We start from the raw sequence: 18,294 nt of genomic DNA, 5'->3' as shown, positions 1-18,294 counted from the left end.
CCGCTAGCTCTGAACACTGCTGGTTTTTTTGGCTACGTATCTTGCAAAGATCGACAGGCTGATATTCATTGCTAAATAGATGGCGAGGGTGACCATAAAGAATGAAAAGGTATAGCGACTGCCAAAAAAGCTCGAGAGGTTGTTCATGGTTGAGCGAAGCAGCTCGGGGTATCCAACGATGAATCCAAGCGAGGTGTCTTTCAGTAACACCACTAGCTGGGCCACGATTACCGGCAGCATCTGCCTAAATGCCTGTGGGAACTGAATCAAAAACATTGACTGCATGCGGGTCATTCCGAGGCTGAGCCCAGCCTCGTCTTGCCCTTTTGGTAGAGCGGTCAGGCCAGCCCTCAAGGCTTCACCGATGATCGCACCGTTGTAGAGGGTCAGCGCTATTACGACTGCCCACAGGGCCCCAGTTGAAAATGAAAGCAATATAAAAAGCATCATCAAAAGCACCGGCATACCTCGGAGTAATTCCAGAAGGGCCGAGGTTGGGATTCGAATCCAAACTCTGTTGCTGGTTCGCAATAGCGCCATTACGACACCGAAAATAATGGCTAAGACAGCGGCTATTCCCGCGGCGGTAAGGGTATTGATCACACCCTGGCCGATGAATCCCCAAAGTGCTGGATCTTCGAAAATATCCCAGCGCGAGGAATCAAAAAGACCCGGCTGAGTGGTTCCGTTAAAAATCTCCCGCTCTCTGGCCAGAAGGTAAATTAAATAGCCGAGCCCACCAATTACCAACGCGCCAAAGCCAATGGAGAGGATTCTTGAGAGGCGCTTGGCCCTGGGCCCTGGTGCGTCAAATAAAACACTGTTGCTCACTTGACCATCACCCACTTCTTTTCAAGTCTCGAGGCAACAAAGCCCAGGGGAATGGTGATTGCTAGATAGAAAAGGGCGATTCCCAATAAGACCGGGATAACCGCATCGCCATTGGCGTTAGCCAGTTCTTTACCGATTGTGAAGAGCTCCACCACAAAGAATGCGCCTGCGACCGAGGTGTTTTTTGTTAGGGCAATAAATACGTTGATCAGCGGGGGAATGACCATCCGAAACGCCTGCGGTAAGACAATTTGGATCAGGGTCTGCGAAAAGCGCATTCCCAGGGATCTGGCAGCCTCGGCCTGTCCAAGCGCAACTCCGTTTATTCCAGAGCGCAGCGCCTCCGCCACAAAGGGGGAGGTGTAGAAGCTTAGGCCGATGATTGCAAGGTTGGGGTAACTGAAATCGCTGCCGAGATAGGGCAACAAAAAGGCGCAAAAGAAAAGCACCAGGGTCAGCGGGGTGTTTCTAGCCAGCTCGGTATAAGCGGTGGCAAACACTCTCATCGAGCCAAGCGGGGAGATGCGAAGCATGGCAATTAGGGTGCCAATAATTAGGGCAAAAAAACCAGAAACCAAAAGGAGTTGGAGGGTCATCCAGAAGCCGACCAGGTAACGATCGAAATTCTCAAATAGGACTTCCACTCCAACTCCCTTCTGGCTCTACTTACTTATTTGAGCTGGTAATTAGTAGCGGTCCGGCATTGGGGCTGCGCGGAATGGCAATAGCACTCCAGCGGTGGTGTCCCAAGCTGTTTGGTAGCGACCGTCTTGGTAGCTTGCCTCTAGCACGTCATTGATCCACATGCGGAATTCGGTGTCGTCTTTTAGAACGCCGATGCCGTATGGCTCATCAGTAAATGCGTCTCCCGCAATCTTGAACTGGCCCTCGTTCTGGAACGCAAGACCGGCAAGAATCACGTTGTCCGTAGAAACTGCAACAACGGCTCCGGTGCGCAGTGGCTCCAAGCAGTTGCTGTAGGTGTCAGTTAGGAAAGTGACAGCACCCAGCTCCTCAAGCTTCGCAGCAGGAGTAGACCCGGTTACAGAACAAACTGGCTGACCAACTAGGTCTGCTTCGGATTTAATTGTGTCGTTATCTGCCAAAACCAAGATCGACTGACCGGCTAGGAAATAAGGACCAGCGAAGGAGATGATCTCTTTGCGCTTATCGTTGATGGTGTAGGTGGCAACCACAAAGTCAACCTGGCCGGATTCAATGAATGGCTCGCGGTTTGCAGAAACGGTCTCAACCCAGTTGATGTTCCCCTCGGAGATACCCAGCTCGGCCGCGATCATCTTTGCGATTTCAACATCGAACCCAACCGGGATTCCATCTGGTGCTACTAGTCCAAATAGTGGCTGGTCGAACTTGGTGCCGATGGTGACTTCTCCGGCAGCAGCCAGGCGGGCCATCGTGCTGCCAGCTGCGAACATCGGAGCTTCGGTTGCGGTTTCTTCAGGAGCCGAGGCTGTTTCTGCCGGAGTGCTAGCCGCACAACCGGATAGAACTAGTGCTGCAACACCAAATGTTGCTAATAGTGAAAACTTTGCTGAACGCTTCATTTTCTCTCTTTCCTTGTGTCGTGTGACCCGAGGTTACGAGTCACTTATTCGTTTCCCCGGGTGGGGGAAATGTCTCTCTAGTGGTTCAGAATCTTCGAGAGGAAGTCTTTGGCTCGATCGGTTTTTGGATTGGTGAAAAACTCTTCGGGAGTCGCCTCTTCGACTATTTCGCCCTGGTCCATAAACAAAACTCGATCGGCGGCTTTTTTGGCAAAGCCCATTTCGTGGGTGACTACAACCATGGTCATTCCCTCATCGCTTAGCTTGACCATGACATCGAGTACCTCGTTGATCATCTCCGGGTCTAGGGCGCTGGTTGGTTCATCGAGTAAAAGAAGTTTTGGACTCATCGCTAGGGATCTTGCGATGGCGACTCTTTGTTGTTGGCCGCCGGAGAGCTGGGCCGGTTGCTTATCCGCCTGGTCTTTGACCCCAACTCTTTCCAGCAATGCCAAGGCTCGCTCCTTGGCATCGGCCTTGGACATCTTTTTTACCTTGGTCGGAGCGAGGGTGACGTTTTCCAAAACTGTCTTATGGGCGAAGAGATTAAAGGACTGAAAGACCATTCCGACCTTGGCTCTGAGTGCCGCCAACTCCTTGCCTTCTTGCGGCAGCAACTCGCCGTCAATGGTGATGGTGCCGGAATCGATAGTTTCCAATCGGTTGATAGCTCGGCAGAGGGTTGATTTTCCAGATCCCGAAGGACCGATCACCACTACCACTTCACCGCGCTTGATTGTGACGTTGATATCCTTGAGGACATGAAGCTCGCCGAAGAATTTATCCACGTTTTTTATTTCAACTAGCGGTTCTCCAACCTCAACTTGAGTGATGGATGTCGTGTTTGGCAGCATTGGGGTCACATTTTTGAATCTAGTCCACTTAATAGACCCGCTAGAAAATCGACCCCAATAGTTACCGCAATGTGACCCCTGGTCTAAGACCCAATTTCCCAGAATCTTCGTTCAGGAAAATTCCAAGGATCGATTACTAAGATTTTGATAATGAGTGAAACAATTTCAAGGTTCGCGCCTAAACCGCTATTCACGTTTGTCGCCACCGGCGAGGTCATTACCTGGGCCATCTTGATTACCGGCCTGATTTTTCGTGCTGTGGGTGTGGATCCGATAGTGGTTACTATCGGGGGTTCAATTCACGGCGCGATGTTCTTGAGTTACGGCGTTATTGCCGCTTTGGTCGGGGTGAATCAGCGCTGGAAGACCTCTAGAACCATCAGCGCAGTTGCTCTTGCGATTGTTCCTTTTGCCACCCTGCCATTTGAGCGAAGTCTGGCGAAAAAGAAACTGCTTGAGGGCGAATGGCGCACATCTAAATCCGATGATCCAAAAGATGAAGGCTGGTTTGATTCCTTATTTCGCTGGTTTATTGGCCGGCCATTCTTGCTGATTCTCGCAATGGCAGTTGTGGTGAGCATCATCTTTTTGACCCTGTTGTGGCTCGGCTCGCCCACCGAATGGGGCGAAAGGTTCGCTGACTAGTTTCTGGGCTTCGCAAGACTCGCTGAGGCTAGATTGGCTAATTAGAGCCCTTTAGGTGACAATTAGAGCGCGAAGGAGCACTCCAATTGACTATCAAAATAGCCACAACAAACGATCCAGCAGGTCTTAGACATCTTCCAAAGCACCACAAACCCATTGACCGGGATCGAATTAAAAAGCTTCTTGATCAAGAGTGGGAGCGCTTTAGCGCAAGCTCCCCAAAGTCTGCGGCAGAAAACATTGTGGCATCCAAGTCGCTGCCTCTTGGAGTGACATCCAGTTTTCAACACTGGGACCCATACCCAATCTCCATCGTCTCCGCCAAAGGTGCTTACCTAAAAGACGTTGACGGCCGCAAGTTCCTAGATTTGTCGATGGGCTTCGGGGCGATGATGGTGGGCCACTTGAACCCGGTGGTGGTGCGTGCCGTCAAAAAGGCGCTGCGCAAAACTGGCACGCTTTTTGTCACCCCTTCCCCAACTGCAACCGATGTGGCCGAACGCTTCAAAAAGCGCTTCGGCCTAGATATGCTGCGTTTCACCAACTCTGGCACCGAGTCCACCATGTATGCCATCAGGACAGCCCGTGCGGTGACTCTAAAAAAGGGTGTCATCAAGCTTGAGGGTGGTTATCACGGCGGTTACGATCCGCTGCAAGTTTCGGTGAAGCCAGCGCTAGAGCAGATTGGCGAAGCCAATGCCCCAACTCCTCACGTGCCATTTGAGGTGGTAGCCGGCGATGTCTACGTGGTTCCTTATAACGACTTGGCTTATCTAGAGCAGATCATGATGGATCATGGCAAAACCATCGCCTGCTTCATGATGGAGCCGGTGATGGAGAATCTTTCCATAATCCTGCCCGATCAGGGCTACCTCGAGGGGGTTCGAGATCTGTGCGATAAGTACGAGATTGCTTTAATATTCGACGAAGTGAAATCGGGCCTCACGGCGGGAATTGCTGGAGTAGCCGGTCGAACTGGGGTGAAGCCGGATCTAGTTACTCTTGCTAAGAGCATTGGCGGCGGGTTCCCAGTGGCTGTATTTGGCGGCACTAAAAAATACATGGACGCCGTCACAGATGGGCGAATGGCCCACTTTGGAACCTATAACGGGAATCCATTGGTGTCTGCGGCGATGAAAGCCGTAGACGAAATCTGCACACCGAAAGCACTTGGTGATGCTGAGGCAATCAACTACGAAACCATTAGGCAGCTTGATGAAATCATCGCCGAATTTGAGCTCCCAGCCCACACCATCGCTTTAGGCCTCAAGGGCGCGGTGATTTGGTCCCCGGAACCGGTTAGAAATTACCGCGATTTCAAGGCCACCGACTTCGAGGTCGCAGAACTTTCCTGGCTTTGGGGAGTGAACCGCGGCGTCCTGACCCCTCCGGGGCTGGACGAGCAGTGGTTGGTCTCTTTGGCTCACACCCAAAAAGATATGAATAAGTTGGTTGCGGCAACCAGGGAAATGGCCAAGGCACTTCGCGCTTAGCTAACAATAATTTGCAGTTGCCTCTGGGCTTCGGCTTTTATGGGTATGGTGAGGGCGGAACAAATGTTCTCTGAACTATATTTCTTTACAATACGCGGCTTTGCAGGCCGCACCTGGGTGGTGAATCGGCTTGGTAATGCGTTGGACTTTTTTAACGCATCATGCGCACGTGATGCTTTTACTCGATAAGAATCCGGATTCAAAAATCGAGGAGCTTGCGCTGGATTTAGGGGTAACTTCCCGCTACACGGTGAGCATATTAAATGATCTAACCGAGGGCGGGTATTTGCGGAAAGAAAAGATAGGCCGCCGAAATCACTACCTGATAAACCGTGAGGCTGAGCTAAGGCATGAAACCTCAAGGCACAGATCGATTGGCGACCTAATCGATTCTCTTGGATCGATAGGGGTCTAAGAAATGGATATTCTTTCGGTTGCGGTTCAAAACCTAACCAGCGCTCCGGTACTGGCATTCGCACTGGGGCTCTTGGCTGCTGCAGTAAAAACTGATTTGCGCCTTCCCGAGCCGATTTATCAGGCAATTTCGATTTACTTACTGCTGGGAATTGGCATTAAGGGCGGCGTGGCGCTATCGAATGCTGAATTCTCCGAGGTGGGGATACCGATTTTGGCGACTCTTATATTGGGAGTAACAATCCCGGTGCTGGCCTTTTTCATTTTGAAGTTCATGAAAAAGCTTTCGGTGATTGACCGCGGGGCTCTGGCCGCTCACTACGGCTCTACCTCTTTGGTTACCTTCACCGCGGCAATCATCTTCTACGAATCAATTTCGATTTCGGTGGAGGGCTACCTCACCACACTGCTTGCAATACTAGAAATCCCAGGCATCATCGTCGGTCTAATGCTTGCCTCAAGAGGCTTGCGCCGCGAGGTCTCCTGGGGTGAGTCGCTCAGGGAGATCCTCACCGGCAGGTCAATCTTCTTATTGGCTGGTGGTTTGGCAATTGGTTTTCTCACCAAGTCAACTGGCTTCGCCAGAATTGAAGATTTTTTCGTAGTTCTATTCCCCGGAGTTCTGACGCTGTTCTTGCTGGAACTTGGAATTGTTGCGGGGAGAAGACTTTCGGATCTGAAGTCAGCTGGCTTTGGTCTAGTGATATTCGGAATCGGCTTCCCGCTTTTAGCCGGGACACTCGGTGTCCTAACGGGACACCTGTCTGGCCTAAGTCTTGGAGGAGCCGCCACGCTTGGCGTGCTAAGCGCTTCGGCTTCTTATATTGCGGCTCCGGCCGCAGTTCGATTGGCGCTTCCTGAGGCAAGCCCCGGAATCTACCTCACGGCAAGCCTTGGCATTACCTTCCCCTTCAATCTCACCTTGGGAATACCGATCATGTTGGAACTTAGTAGGTTCCTAGAAAGCGCAGGGCTCTGATGCTCACAAATCGCAAACTCGTTGTCATTGTGGTGGAAGCGGCATTAGAGAAGAGGCTCTCAAAGGACGTAATTTCTCAGGGCGCCAAAGGTTTCACAATCACTCACGCAAATGGCCTGGGCCCAAGAAACCAAAGAGCTGGAGACCTTGAGGGAGGCAACATTAAGCTCGAAACAGTTGTCACCGAGGAAATTGCGACCAAAATTATGGAGCTTTTGAGCACTAACTACTTCCCGCACTATGCCTGCAGCGCTTGGATGAGTGACGTGCAGATCCTGCGCGATGCTAGGTATTAGGCTCCAAACACTGAAATCTGTGATACTTTTGCTAAGAATACTTAGCAAAAGGAATCTCTTGGTTCAAAGTTCGGCCAAATCCTCCATCAGAGAGTTGCGCAAGTCTGTAGGCCTGAGCTCTGATCAATTGGCAAAACGGCTTCATAGGGCCGGGTCAAGCATCAGATATCTTGAAAGTTCGGAGGTAGCCGGCTCGGCCAGTATCTCAAACCTGCGCGAAGTGGCGCAGGAGCTTGGCTTTGTGATGCAAATCCAATATCTCCCAATTCCAGGGGCCCGCGACATATCTGAGGCTAAGGCGGATGATTTAGCGAAGAAAATCGCAAAGCGAATACAAGTGACCATGGCAATCGAGCAACAGAGCCTAAGCGCCCTTCAGCTTGCAGACATCACTGAGAAAGTCAGAACGAGGCTCCTTCAGAATCCGAAGACGCTCTGGGGTTGAAGTGGCAAGCGGCTGATGGTCAGACTCCCCTAGACCCCGATGAGATTCAAGGGCTAAAGCTCAAGCACCTGATGTTTCAGCACGAACTAGACACTTCCGAGGCTCTCAATATTTTTGAGGCCGAGTTTTGGCTCTTGAAGCCAATACCTAAAGACCCTCTGCAGCTCAAGTTTTTAATGCGTCTCCACCTCGAGATGTTTGGGCAGGTGTGGGGTTGGGCCGGAAGTTTTAGATCGATAGACAAAAACCTCGGTTCAAGTTTTCCACTCATCCGTATCGAGCTCACCGACCTACTGGCGAAAGTGTCTGCTCAATTTGACGCCCACCTACCAAAGGAAGATGTGCTTACTTTTTACCACCACGGCCTAGTCAAGATCCATCCTTTTCCAAATGGCAACGGGAGACTCGCAAGATTGGCCACAGAGGTGTTGTGCCTGCAATCTGGCGCTCCGGATCCAATTTGGACCCTCTTAGAAATCGATGCAATCCCAGAATTCCGTAAGCAATACATAGCCGCGTTAAAGTTGGCTGACTTGGGAGACTACCGACCTCTGAGACAATTACTATTTCCACATAACATCGAGATTGAGGCTTAGGGTGAGCGATCTAGTTATCCACTACCCGCCTGATCTTCCGGTATCTGAGCGCCGGGAAGACATCCTTTCGGCGATCAAGCAAAACCAGGTGGTAATAATTGCTGGAGCCACCGGCTCCGGCAAGACCACCCAGCTTCCAAAGATGTGTCTTGAGCTTGGCAGATTATCCATTGCCCACACTCAGCCCAGAAGAATTGCGGCCCGCTCGGTTGCTGAGCGGATCTCGGAAGAGCTAAACGTGAATCTCGGCGGGCTGGTGGGCTATCAGGTTCGCTTTACCGATCAGGCCAGTAAAGATACCAAAATCAAAGTTATGACCGATGGCATCTTGCTTAATGCTTTGCAGCGCGACAAGATGCTCAAGCAATACGACACCATCATCATCGACGAGGCTCACGAGCGAAGCCTGAACATCGACTTTTTGCTTGGCTATCTAAAGCAGCTCTTAGCAAGACGCCCTGACCTAAAGCTAATCATCACCTCGGCAACGATTGACCCGGGTTCTTTTTCTAAACACTTCAATGACGCTCCAATCATCGAGGTTTCTGGCCGCACCTACCCGATTGAGATTCGCTATCGACCGGTGACCCGAGAGGCTTCTGAAGATGGCGATCCCGAGGCCGCAACCACGGCGGCTGACTACCTTGACGGGGTTGTTGCCGCGCTCAAAGAACTCGAAGCCGAACAGGACGGTGATGTACTGGTGTTTTTGTCTGGAGAGTCTGAGATCAGAGATTGCCAAGACGCAATCCAAGGCAACCTAACCGCAGGCTCGCTAAAGACGAACACCGAAGTGTTGCCGCTATATGGGCGACTCAGCTCAGCCGAGCAACATCGAGTTTTTGAGCCAAGCAAGCTAGCCGGGATAAGGAGAAGGGTAATTCTGGCCACTAACGTGGCGGAGACCAGCCTGACCATCCCAAACATCAAGTACGTCATTGACGCTGGCACCGCTAGAATCTCTCGCTATAGCCCAAGGGCTAAAGTTCAACGCTTGCCAATTGAGGCAGTTTCCCAAGCCAGTGCCAATCAAAGAGCCGGCCGTGCAGGTAGGACCTCTCCCGGAACAGTCATTCGGCTTTATTCTCAAGAGGATTATCAATCTAGGTCCGAGTTCACCGACCCCGAGATTTTGCGCACCAACCTTGCCTCTGTGATCTTGCAGGCTGCAAATATTGGCCTTGGTGACATAACCAAGTTTCCTTTTTTGCAAGCGCCTGATTCAAGGGGGGTCAAGGACGGGCTCGGGCTGTTGAGAGAACTGGGCGCTATCGAAGAAAGCGCCGATGTGGTGCTTACCCAGATGGGTAAAGAGCTCTCCAGAATTCCAATCGAGCCGCGCTTTGGCAGAATGCTGCTGGAATCCAAGCGGCATAATTTGGTGCGTGAGGTAATGATCATCGTTGCCGGCCTGACCATTCAAGATCCGAGGGAGCGACCCTTGGAAAAGCGCGAAAAGGCAGACCTGTTGCATGCGCGTTTCATCGATCCAACAAGCGACTTTTTATCACTACTTAACCTTTGGAATCATGTCGAGGACCAGCAGGCCAAGCTATCTTCCTCGGCATTTAGAAGGCTCTGCAAGGCGGAGTTTTTGAACTACTTGCGAGTGCGCGAGTGGCAAGACCTGGTCCGGCAACTAAAGAGCGTGACAAAGGAGCTAGGCCTGAATTTTGGTGGGCGCAGGGTCGATCCGAATGGAATTCACAAGTCTCTGCTAGCGGGTCTACTGAGCCAAATTGGCCTCAAGCAGGAGAATGAAAAAAAGGTCTTCAAAAACGGCAAGCTGCAAAAGCCAAAACGCGTTCAGAGCGAATACTTGGGTTCTGGAAGCAAAAAGTTTGTTATTTTCCCCGGCTCCGCGCTAGCCAGAAAGCCGCCCGAGGCTTTGATGAGCGCGGAGTTGGTCGAAACCAGCAGGCTATTTGCGCGCATGAATGCGGCGATTGATCCGGTATGGGCAGAGGAGTTAGCTGGAGAACTTTGCAAGCGAAATGTTTCTGAACCGCACTGGGAAAAAAAGCTTGGCGCCGTGATCGGGTATGAGCGAGTGATCCTCTACGGCCTGACCTTGATAGCCAAGCGCAAGGTGCAATATTCCAAGATTGACCCGATGTTTTGCCGAGAGTTATTCATTCGGCACGCTCTTGTGATGGGGGAGTGGGATTCAATTCAGCCCTTTGATAAAAAGAATAGGGACCTACTTATAGAGCTCGAGGCGATTGCGGAACGAGCCAGGGCGCCGCAGCTTGCCCCGGGCGAGGAAGATGTTTTTCGCTTTTATAACAACCGAATTCCACTCGATGTTTTTTCAACCCGCTCCTTTGAGGGTTGGTGGAAAAGGGCGAGGGTTGAGTCCCCAGAGCTCATGACAATGACTAAGTCGAACATCTTGGAACAAGAGATTCTGGAACCTAGCGAGCAGGATCTTCCAAAGACCATTCTGGTGAACGGCCAGCAGTTCTTACTTCGGTATAAATTCGAGCCTGGGGCCAAAGACGATGGCCTAAGCGTTTTAGTGCCACTTCCGATCCTGGCGAGCCTTGACAGAGCCGCCTTCGAGTGGCTTGTCCCGGGGATGCGACTTGAGCTAATAACCGAGTTGATTCGATCGCTTCCAAAGAGTCTCAGAAAAAATGTTGTCCCAGCCAAGGACTGGGCTCAAAAGGCGCTGGCTCAAATGCCGGACAATCCAGTCGGTGACATAACTTCGGCGCTCGCCAAAACCCTGCAGAAACTTAGTGGTGTCGCCATCAAGGCCGAGGATTTTGTGCTGGCCTCGATAGACCAGGGCCTGCGCGTGAAGTATGCGGTTCTGGATGACAATAGTAAGGAACTCGGGCTCAGCTCAAACCTCGCTGAGCTGCAAATCAGCTTGGCGACCAACAATCGGGCAGCGGTCGCCCTTGCTACCCAGAGCGTCACCAGCCCGATCGAAAGATCAGCAATCCCAGGCTGGGATTTTGATTCGTTACCCGAAAGTGTTGAGGTGAGTCACGGCGGTAATTTAGTTCGAGGTTTCCCCGCTCTTGTGTTGGAAAATACGGATGCTGTCGCAATTCGGGTCTTTTCAACCCACTCGGAACAGCTCACTCACCACAAAGTCGCAGTGGTTCAGCTGGTCGTACTGGCAATTTCTTCTCCCCATAAATACATTGAAAGCCACCTGAGCCCACAAGAAAAATTGGCCATAGCAGCGCTGCCTTATAAGAGCCTCAGTGGCTTTGTGCAGGATGTGATTCGAGCCGCTGCTTTTTTGGAGCTGTCGAAGATAAATCAAGCGGGTTTGATTTTCACAAGGGCCGAGTTTGAGGGCATTCGTGACTCGGTGGAGGCCAAGTCAATCGAGCTTGCATTCGAAATCGTCAAAATCGCTGCCAGAATCGCTAACGCTCTGAGGGATGCTAATAAGGCTATTTCGGAGACAAAGGATTTTGATTTTCTGCAAGTTCTAGCAAGTGAGAAGCAGCACATTTCCGAATTGCTGAGCCCTAGGTTTGTGAGCGATATTGGTCTTGAAAGACTCCCTCGACTCGAGATTTACCTCAGAACAATAGAGCTGCGAATTCAAAAACTCAGACAAAACCCGCAGCGCGATAACGTGGCCCAATACGAACTATCTCAGGCAATATCATTTTTTGAATTGGCTGGAGGAAGTTTTAGCCAGTCTGGCTCGGGGCCAGTTGCGCAGGCAAGGTGGCTGATTGAAGAATTCAGGGTGAGCCTATTTGCCCAAAGCCTCGGAACCACCGAACCGGTATCGCTGCAGCGCATCAAGAAACTGCTTAGCTAATGGCCTTTTTGATCAAACCAATAATTTGCTCCTCGGTCTGCTTGTCTAGGTCGATTAGGGCATAGGCGTTTGGCCACATGTTCCCGCCATCCAAATTAGCGTGCTCGCTGAAACCCAGGGTTGCGTAGCGGACCTTGAATTTGCCGGCGTCTTGGAAAAATAATATGGTTTTACCAGCTCTTGCATAGGCGGGCATGCCGTACCAGGTTTTGGCATCAAGTTCGGGGGCGAAGGTCTTCACAAGCTCGTGAATTTTCTGTGCGAGGGCTTTGTCATTTGAGGACATCTGCGAAATCTTTAGGAGTACTTCGGCTTCTTGAGACTCCTTGGTGCTCGCCTTTTGTTGTTCTTTGGCGCGCTCCTTGATGGCGGCGCGCTCCTGAGGGGTGAACGATTCGAGTTTGGGTTGCCTCTGAGCCATTAGCTTCTCCTGACCTTCGATGCCCACGTTACTCCTTGGTAAAAAGCCTCGACCAAGTTCGTGAAATAGATTTCGATGTTTGGGGGTTGGTTTGACAGGGGTTTGCCTGTCAGTTCCCATTCAGACTGGAAGCCTAAACTTAGACGATTTTAGATTAAGCGCTCAGTGCGCATCACAAGAACAAGGACATCATGGCTGAACTGCTTTATCGCCTCGGAAAATTCTCTGCAAAAAATGCCTTGGCTGTGATTGGTGTTTGGCTAATTTTGTTGTCGAGTGTGGGTGCCGCAGCGGCATTCTCAGGTGGTCAGCTTTCAACTGCGATGACCATCGATGGGATTCCATCCCAGGACCTAGCAACAAGCTTGCAAAAGAATTTCCCATCCGCCAGTCGCGGTGCCGGGCAGGTCGTGTTTCATAAGGCAGACGAATCCGTATTCAGCGCGGCCGATAAGGCTGGAATTGCGGACCTCTTAGAGTCAGTCAATAAACTCCCAGGAGTAGATGAGACAGCGGATCCTTTTGTGACCCAGGCCCAGCTTGACTCTCAGCGGATTGACCTCCAAGACGGCAAGGTTGCCATCGAAGATGGCAAGGTCCAGTTGGCTTCCTCACAGGCAGAACTTGACGCCGGACAGCAGGCACTGGATGCCGCAAGAACCGATTTAGAGGGACAACAGGCAGCTTTAGAGCAGACCCTGGCCGACATGTCCGCAGCTAATGCACCGGGTCAAGAAGCCGTTCAGGGCGGCTTGGCGCAGATTCAAGCGGGCCTAGATCAGATTTTTGCCCAGCAGGTAGAGCTGTCAGCGGGTCAAGCGCAATTGGATTCAGGGAAATTGGAGCTAGCAGACAACGAGTCTTTGCTTTTGGCTGGAGATTCTCTGCTGCAAAGCGCGAATGAGTTCAGGACCGTGTCTCTTCAAGGCGGAACAGCAATCGCGACGATCTACTTTGATATCCCCCTCTCAGAATTAGAGCAGCCAATCGTTACTGCCGTGGTAGACAAGATCAAGGCTGGAACTCCCGAGGGAGTTCAGGTTGAGTTCACCCAATCGCTGGTGTTCTCTCTGGATGGGCTTTTGGGTATTGGCGAGATAATCGGGCTTGCCGTTGCGGCTTTGGTTCTTACAATCATGCTTCGAACATTTATCGGAGCGGGCCTACCGGTCATAGCGGCACTTACCGGTGTGGCAATTTCTGCTGCCATCACTTTTGCCCTTTCGGCAGTTGTCGAGATGACAAGCACTACTCCGATTTTGGGAATCATGTTGGGTCTCGCGGTTGGGATTGACTACTCGCTCTTTATTCTCAACCGACACCGGCGCCAACTCAAGGCCGGCATGGAGGTGCGCGAATCCATCGGCCTTGCAAACGGCACCAGCGGTAACGCTGTGGTGTTTGCTGGAGTCACCGTGATTATTGCGCTTCTGGCCTTGAATCTGACGGGAGTCGGTTTCTTGGGTCTGATGGGAAGCGCGGGCGCGTTGGCAATTGTTATCGCGGTGCTAGTGGCCCTGACCCTAGTTCCAGCGATGCTTGGGCTCGCAAAGGAAAAGGTGCTGACCAAATCCGAGCGAGCCAAGCGTGCCGAACTTGGAGCCGAGAATGATTCCGAGAAGTTTCACCAGCTTGAAGAAGCCAATGCGCCAAAAAAGCGCGTATTCGCAAATCGCCACCCATGGCTTGTGATACTTGGCGTTGTCACAACCCTAGGTATCGTGGCAATCCCAGCGTTGAGCTTGAGATTGGCTTTGCCGGATGGCGGCTCGGAGCCAAGCTACTCGACCGCCTATAAGTCGTACACCTTGATCTCGGACAACTTTGGTCCAGGGACCAATGGCAGCTTGGTTGCCATTGTCGATGTTCCAAAAGAGCTAAATGAGATCGACCTATTAAACCTGCAGGCCGAGGTGAGCGAGCGACTAGTTTCGCTGGATGGCGCAACTGCTGTTTTACCGGGCGGGGTCTCTGAATCTGGCCTTGAACTAATGTTTGTGGTGGTGCCAAAGTTCGGCCCGACCAGCGAAGAGACTGAACAACTGGTGTTCGATGTTCGCGCTTTAGAATCTGAATTTTCCTCGGAGCTCAACGCAAATATTGAGGTGACCGGTATTGCAGCGGTGAATATTGACATTTCGCAGAAGCTTTCGGATGTGCTTCCGATTTATCTTGGAACAGTAATCGCACTTTCGTTCCTGCTTTTGATTTTGGTATTCAGATCCTTTGTCGTTCCACTGATTGCGACCGGAGGATTCCTGCTAACGGTGATCGCAACCCTCGGTGCCGTTGTCGCGGTTTATCAATGGGGTTGGCTCGGCGACTTCCTGGGAGTTGCCCAACCCGGACCGATTTTAAGCTTCCTACCGACGATATTGATCGGAATCCTGTTTGGGTTAGCGATGGACTACCAGCTGTTTTTGGTCTCGGGTATGCGGGAGGCCTATGTTCACGGTAAAAGTCCAAAGGATGCCATTGACTCCGGTATTTACCTCGGTCGCGCCGTGGTGATTGCAGCGGCAATTATTATGATCTCGGTCTTTGGTGGCTTTGCCTTCTCACACATCACAATGATCAAGCCGATGGGCTTCGGTCTTGCTATTGGCGTTCTGATAGATGCTTTCCTAGTTCGACTGCTTTTGGTTCCGGCCCTAATGAGCGTTGTTGGAAAGTCAGCTTGGTGGCTGCCGAAGTGGCTGGACAAGATTTTGCCAGATGTAGATGTCGAGGGTTCCAAACTCGAGCGCACCCACGCGAAAATCTAGACTGGACGAGGGCCTCAGTGACAAAAAAAGAAATTACACCAAATGTATTTTGTGATGTGCAGTTATCGGACCTAGACTAAAAACACAATGAACGAGGGAGTTCTAAATGGCTAAAACAGCCAAATCACCAGATGTATATATCAAGGGGCTGCGCCGCTACAACGTTGTCGCAGGATTATTACACTTGGCCCAGGCATTGGGCTTGACTTACGTACTAACGCTTTTGGACAACCAGATTCTTTTCCCAGTCACCATCGAGTATCCAACCGGTCCTCCGGGAGTTCCCGCACCAACCGATTTGGTCACACTGTTTGACATCAACATCGGTGCTGGAGCAATTGGATTCTTGGCACTTTCGGCACTCTTCCACTTCATAATTTCTTCGCCAATGTTCTACGGCCGCTATAAGGCTGGGCTAAAGAAAAACCACAACTACTTCCGCTGGGTTGAGTATTCCCTGAGTTCATCGGTCATGATCTTCTTGATCGCGCTGCTGAATGGAATTAACGGCGTGGCTGCGCTTATCGCGATCTTCGCAGTGAACGCATCGATGATCCTGTTCGGTGCTCTTCAGGAAAAATATGAGACTCCGGGAAATGGTAAGGGTCTTCCTTTCATCATGGGTTCGATGACCGGAATTGTTCCTTGGTTGATTCTTATCCTTTACATCTGGCAGCCGGGTGCGACAAACGCATCTGAGATTCCAGGCTTTGTTTACGGGATTGTGGTTGCACTGTTCTTGTTCTTCAACACCTTCGGTTTCAACCAGGCCTTCCAGTACAAGCAGATTGGCCCATGGAAGAACTACCTATTCGGTGAGACCACCTACATCACATTGAGCTTGGTTGCTAAGTCAGTGTTGGCATGGCAGGTATTCGCCGGAGCAGTTATCCCAGCGATCGTCAGCTAAATTCGAAAAAGCTCAAAACCACCCCGACTAGAACTCGGGGTGGTTTTGGCTTGTGAGGCCATACACAAAACGGCCGCAGCTTCGATTGGGATTGACCGAAGGGCTTTTTTGGCCTGAATCGGCTAACCTTGCAGGGTCTTAAGTTCATAACATGGCGGAGGCAATTTTGCACCTCAATTCTCATATTCTCATCGACCAGTCACACCGACAGGCTTGGAGTGCCGACCCTTTATTGGCGGCAAAGATGAATCCTGCGAACCCCAAAGATGCTGGCTATTCAACCCTTGCCGCTTCAGCAGTTGGGGCTGGCTTTAAGGTCAGCATCAATGAAAAATCAACTATCACGCCAGAACTTCTCAAAGAGATTGACATCTTGGTTTTGCCCCACTCTTCTTTAGATGATTGGGAGAACACGGTTGGCTACGGAGAGCCTGTGCTGTTGAAATCTGAAATCGATTCCATCCAAGATTTCGTTGCAGCCGGAGGCGGGTTGCTGGTCTTGGGTGAAACTGAGCAGCGCAAATACGGCAATAACTTCAATGAACTGATCTCGCATTTTGGCTTGGAGTTAAGTAATTTAACCGTGCAGGACCCGACCCGTAACTTTAGAGAAGTGGCTAGCTGGCCGATTGCCGAGATACCCAAGCTTGTGCAAGGAGACTTTGGCTATAAGACCAAGAAGGTTTGTCTTTATCGGGCTGGAACAATCTCAGTTTCTGATTCGGTGGAGGCTGAGGTGTTCTTGCGCTCTAGCGCCACAGCGCTACCTGCAGGTGCCGCACTCGGTGTCGCGGTGAGGCACAAAGACGGCAGAGTTGTCGTAATGGCAGACTCCGATTTGTTTGGTGATGACTCGATTGACGATTTAGACAACCGGCAGCTTTGGTTGAACATCGCGGGCTGGCTTTCCAACTCCCGAGTTGCTCTTTTGGCGAACTCGAAAAGAGACCCCAATTGGAGTGCTACCGATTTGAGTTGGCAGCGTTTGGTTTTGGCCGTTGAGCAACTTCGCCCAATGCAAGATGCGAAGGGTGCGATTCTGGATGCGTCATTACACATCAAAGCCCAAGAATTACTCGAAGACGTTCTTATTGCAATCGAAGGACTTGCTTCGAGGTTTAGCCACCAAGCTCAGTACCTAGCGGCTTGCGAGGCTGATTTGAAGAATTGGAGCTTGAGCGGTTTTGGAGTGCCAGATTTCTATGACTCTTTGGCGCTGTTCCGCCCCGATCAAGCCCGGGTGGACGGCATCCAGCACCTGGCAGTCTTTTCGATGTATACCCAAAACGGAAACCCAAATCGTAATCTTGAGGCGGTGGTGATCAACACCTTTTGGCCAGATTGGCTTGCAAAACAAGAAATCAAATACGCTAACCCAGCCTTCATCCCGATCGAGTTTGTTGGCTTCACAAATGGTTACGACACCAATTCGGCTGTGTTTTTCCCAGAGACCGTTTCAGTTCGCGAGGTCGCTACCTATCACTGGGGTGGCATATTCTGCGATCGAGAAGCGGCTCGTTTCCGCAAGGTTGTTGCCAGTGCTCAAGAGCTTTTGCACTTGCCACTTCCAGCCGATGCTGAGCGCTTGGTCAGTGACCAGCAGTTAGCGCAGGAGACTTTTGTGTTGTGGGACTTGATTCATGACCGCACTCACTCCAAGGGCGACTTACCGTTTGATCCATTCATGATCAAGCAGCGAATGCCGTTTTGGATGTATTCACTAGAGGAATTACGCTGCGATCTAACAACCTTTAGAGAGACCCTTGCTTTAGATGCCGATGGCGATCCACTAGCCAAATACATTCGCTACGCGATTTTATTTGACCGGCTATTTCGCTTCCCAATCACTGGGGGTAGGGTTCGCAACTACGACGGGCTCGGTGGTCAAATCATATTCGCCAAACTCCACCAGGCCGGCGCATTGACTTGGACCGATAATCGCTTGACTTTCGACTGGGATCTAGTGGTTCCGGTCATGGTCGAGCTTTGCGAAGAGGTTGAGGCTCTCTACCACGGTGGCATCAACCGCTCAAGGCTCGCTCAGTGGATCGCGGCCTATGAGTTTGTTACTCACCTGGTTCCTGCTCACCCGGGATCAAATTGGGCCAAGGGCAAAGACCAGCTGCCGACCGCCGGTGAGCTCAAGGAGGTAGTCAACTTGGTGCTGGATGATGAGTTCCCACTCAATGTGTTCTACGAGACTCTAAACCGCAAGTTGGCCGATGTGGTGGCTTCGACAAAAGGAATTGCGGCTTAGGTAACTGCCGATTTCAATTATTAGAAACCT

Annotated in this window: 16 protein-coding genes; 11 read left to right on the top strand and 5 right to left on the bottom strand. The window is 51.2% G+C overall.

Annotated elements, in window-relative coordinates; all coding sequences use genetic code 11:
• Nucleotides 1-3: 3 nt before the first annotated feature.
• From BLP47_RS08080 to BLP47_RS08065, 4 genes are all read right to left on the bottom strand, one after another.
• On the bottom strand, nucleotides 4-831 hold the full coding sequence (locus BLP47_RS08080) for an amino acid ABC transporter permease (protein ID WP_091853114.1): 828 nt from the start codon (nucleotides 829-831) through the stop codon (nucleotides 4-6).
• The gene (locus BLP47_RS08075) at nucleotides 828-1,475 is read right to left on the bottom strand and encodes an amino acid ABC transporter permease (RefSeq protein ID WP_091852594.1); all 648 of its coding nucleotides are present in this window, start codon (nucleotides 1,473-1,475) and stop codon (nucleotides 828-830) included. The genes BLP47_RS08080 and BLP47_RS08075 overlap by 4 nt, the downstream gene beginning before the upstream one ends.
• 42 nt (nucleotides 1,476-1,517) lie before the next feature.
• Nucleotides 1,518-2,396 carry a glutamate ABC transporter substrate-binding protein gene (locus tag BLP47_RS08070; protein WP_091852591.1) on the bottom strand — a complete coding sequence of 293 codons (879 nt, stop codon included), beginning with the start codon at nucleotides 2,394-2,396 and terminating at the stop codon, nucleotides 1,518-1,520.
• Nucleotides 2,397-2,473: 77 nt separating this feature from the next.
• Nucleotides 2,474-3,250: an amino acid ABC transporter ATP-binding protein gene (locus BLP47_RS08065; protein WP_091853111.1), complete on the bottom strand. Its 777-nt coding sequence runs from the start codon at nucleotides 3,248-3,250 to the stop codon at nucleotides 2,474-2,476.
• Nucleotides 3,251-3,400: 150 nt separating this feature from the next.
• Here BLP47_RS08065 and BLP47_RS08060 point away from each other — a divergent pair, with 150 nt between their 5' ends.
• The 8 genes from BLP47_RS08060 to hrpA all read left to right on the top strand — a co-directional run bounded on the left by BLP47_RS08060 (nucleotide 3,401) and on the right by hrpA (nucleotide 11,911).
• Entirely contained in the window at nucleotides 3,401-3,895 is a 495-nt protein-coding gene (locus BLP47_RS08060) for a DUF3817 domain-containing protein (protein ID WP_091852588.1), read from the top strand.
• Nucleotides 3,896-3,981: 86 nt separating this feature from the next.
• Nucleotides 3,982-5,388 carry an aspartate aminotransferase family protein gene (locus BLP47_RS08055; RefSeq protein ID WP_197672374.1) on the top strand — a complete coding sequence of 469 codons (1,407 nt, stop codon included), beginning with the start codon at nucleotides 3,982-3,984 and terminating at the stop codon, nucleotides 5,386-5,388.
• A gap of 136 nt (nucleotides 5,389-5,524) precedes the next feature.
• Nucleotides 5,525-5,803 carry an ArsR family transcriptional regulator gene (locus BLP47_RS08050; protein WP_157671602.1) on the top strand — a complete coding sequence of 93 codons (279 nt, stop codon included), beginning with the start codon at nucleotides 5,525-5,527 and terminating at the stop codon, nucleotides 5,801-5,803.
• 3 nt (nucleotides 5,804-5,806) lie between these two features.
• Nucleotides 5,807-6,781, top strand: a complete 975-nt coding sequence (locus tag BLP47_RS08045) for a sodium-dependent bicarbonate transport family permease (RefSeq protein ID WP_091852582.1) — start codon at nucleotides 5,807-5,809, stop codon at nucleotides 6,779-6,781.
• The gene (locus BLP47_RS08040; RefSeq protein WP_091852579.1) at nucleotides 6,781-7,077 is read left to right on the top strand and encodes a P-II family nitrogen regulator; all 297 of its coding nucleotides are present in this window, start codon (nucleotides 6,781-6,783) and stop codon (nucleotides 7,075-7,077) included. The genes BLP47_RS08045 and BLP47_RS08040 overlap by 1 nt, the downstream gene beginning before the upstream one ends.
• A 58-nt stretch (nucleotides 7,078-7,135) precedes the next feature.
• A complete protein-coding gene (locus BLP47_RS08035; RefSeq protein ID WP_091852576.1) occupies nucleotides 7,136-7,522 on the top strand; it encodes a helix-turn-helix transcriptional regulator in 387 nt (128 codons plus the stop codon).
• Nucleotides 7,519-8,118, top strand: coding sequence for a mobile mystery protein B (locus BLP47_RS08030; protein ID WP_157671600.1), 600 nt, complete (start codon nucleotides 7,519-7,521; stop codon nucleotides 8,116-8,118). The genes BLP47_RS08035 and BLP47_RS08030 overlap by 4 nt, the downstream gene beginning before the upstream one ends.
• Before the next feature lies 1 nt (nucleotide 8,119).
• The gene (gene hrpA, locus BLP47_RS08025) at nucleotides 8,120-11,911 is read left to right on the top strand and encodes an ATP-dependent RNA helicase HrpA (RefSeq protein ID WP_091852569.1); all 3,792 of its coding nucleotides are present in this window, start codon (nucleotides 8,120-8,122) and stop codon (nucleotides 11,909-11,911) included.
• On the opposite strand, the gene BLP47_RS08020 is transcribed toward hrpA, so the two are convergent.
• Nucleotides 11,904-12,332: a hypothetical protein gene (locus BLP47_RS08020; RefSeq protein ID WP_091853106.1), complete on the bottom strand. Its 429-nt coding sequence runs from the start codon at nucleotides 12,330-12,332 to the stop codon at nucleotides 11,904-11,906. The genes hrpA and BLP47_RS08020 overlap by 8 nt on opposite strands.
• A 191-nt stretch (nucleotides 12,333-12,523) precedes the next feature.
• On the opposite strand from BLP47_RS08020, the gene BLP47_RS08015 reads away from it, so the two are divergent.
• From BLP47_RS08015 to BLP47_RS08005, 3 genes are all read left to right on the top strand, one after another.
• Nucleotides 12,524-15,097, top strand: a complete 2,574-nt coding sequence (locus BLP47_RS08015; protein ID WP_091852566.1) for an MMPL family transporter — start codon at nucleotides 12,524-12,526, stop codon at nucleotides 15,095-15,097.
• A gap of 106 nt (nucleotides 15,098-15,203) precedes the next feature.
• Nucleotides 15,204-16,007 carry a heliorhodopsin HeR gene (gene heR / locus BLP47_RS08010; protein ID WP_091852563.1) on the top strand — a complete coding sequence of 268 codons (804 nt, stop codon included), beginning with the start codon at nucleotides 15,204-15,206 and terminating at the stop codon, nucleotides 16,005-16,007.
• A 151-nt stretch (nucleotides 16,008-16,158) separates the two neighbouring features.
• Nucleotides 16,159-18,264, top strand: coding sequence for a DUF6421 family protein (locus BLP47_RS08005; RefSeq protein ID WP_091852561.1), 2,106 nt, complete (start codon nucleotides 16,159-16,161; stop codon nucleotides 18,262-18,264).
• The last annotated feature ends 30 nt before the right edge of the window (nucleotides 18,265-18,294 follow it).

The sequence above is a fragment of the Candidatus Aquiluna sp. UB-MaderosW2red genome, from assembly GCF_900100865.1.
Lineage (GTDB): Bacteria > Actinomycetota > Actinomycetes > Actinomycetales > Microbacteriaceae > Aquiluna.
This window is presented reverse-complemented; position numbering and strand designations above follow the sequence as displayed.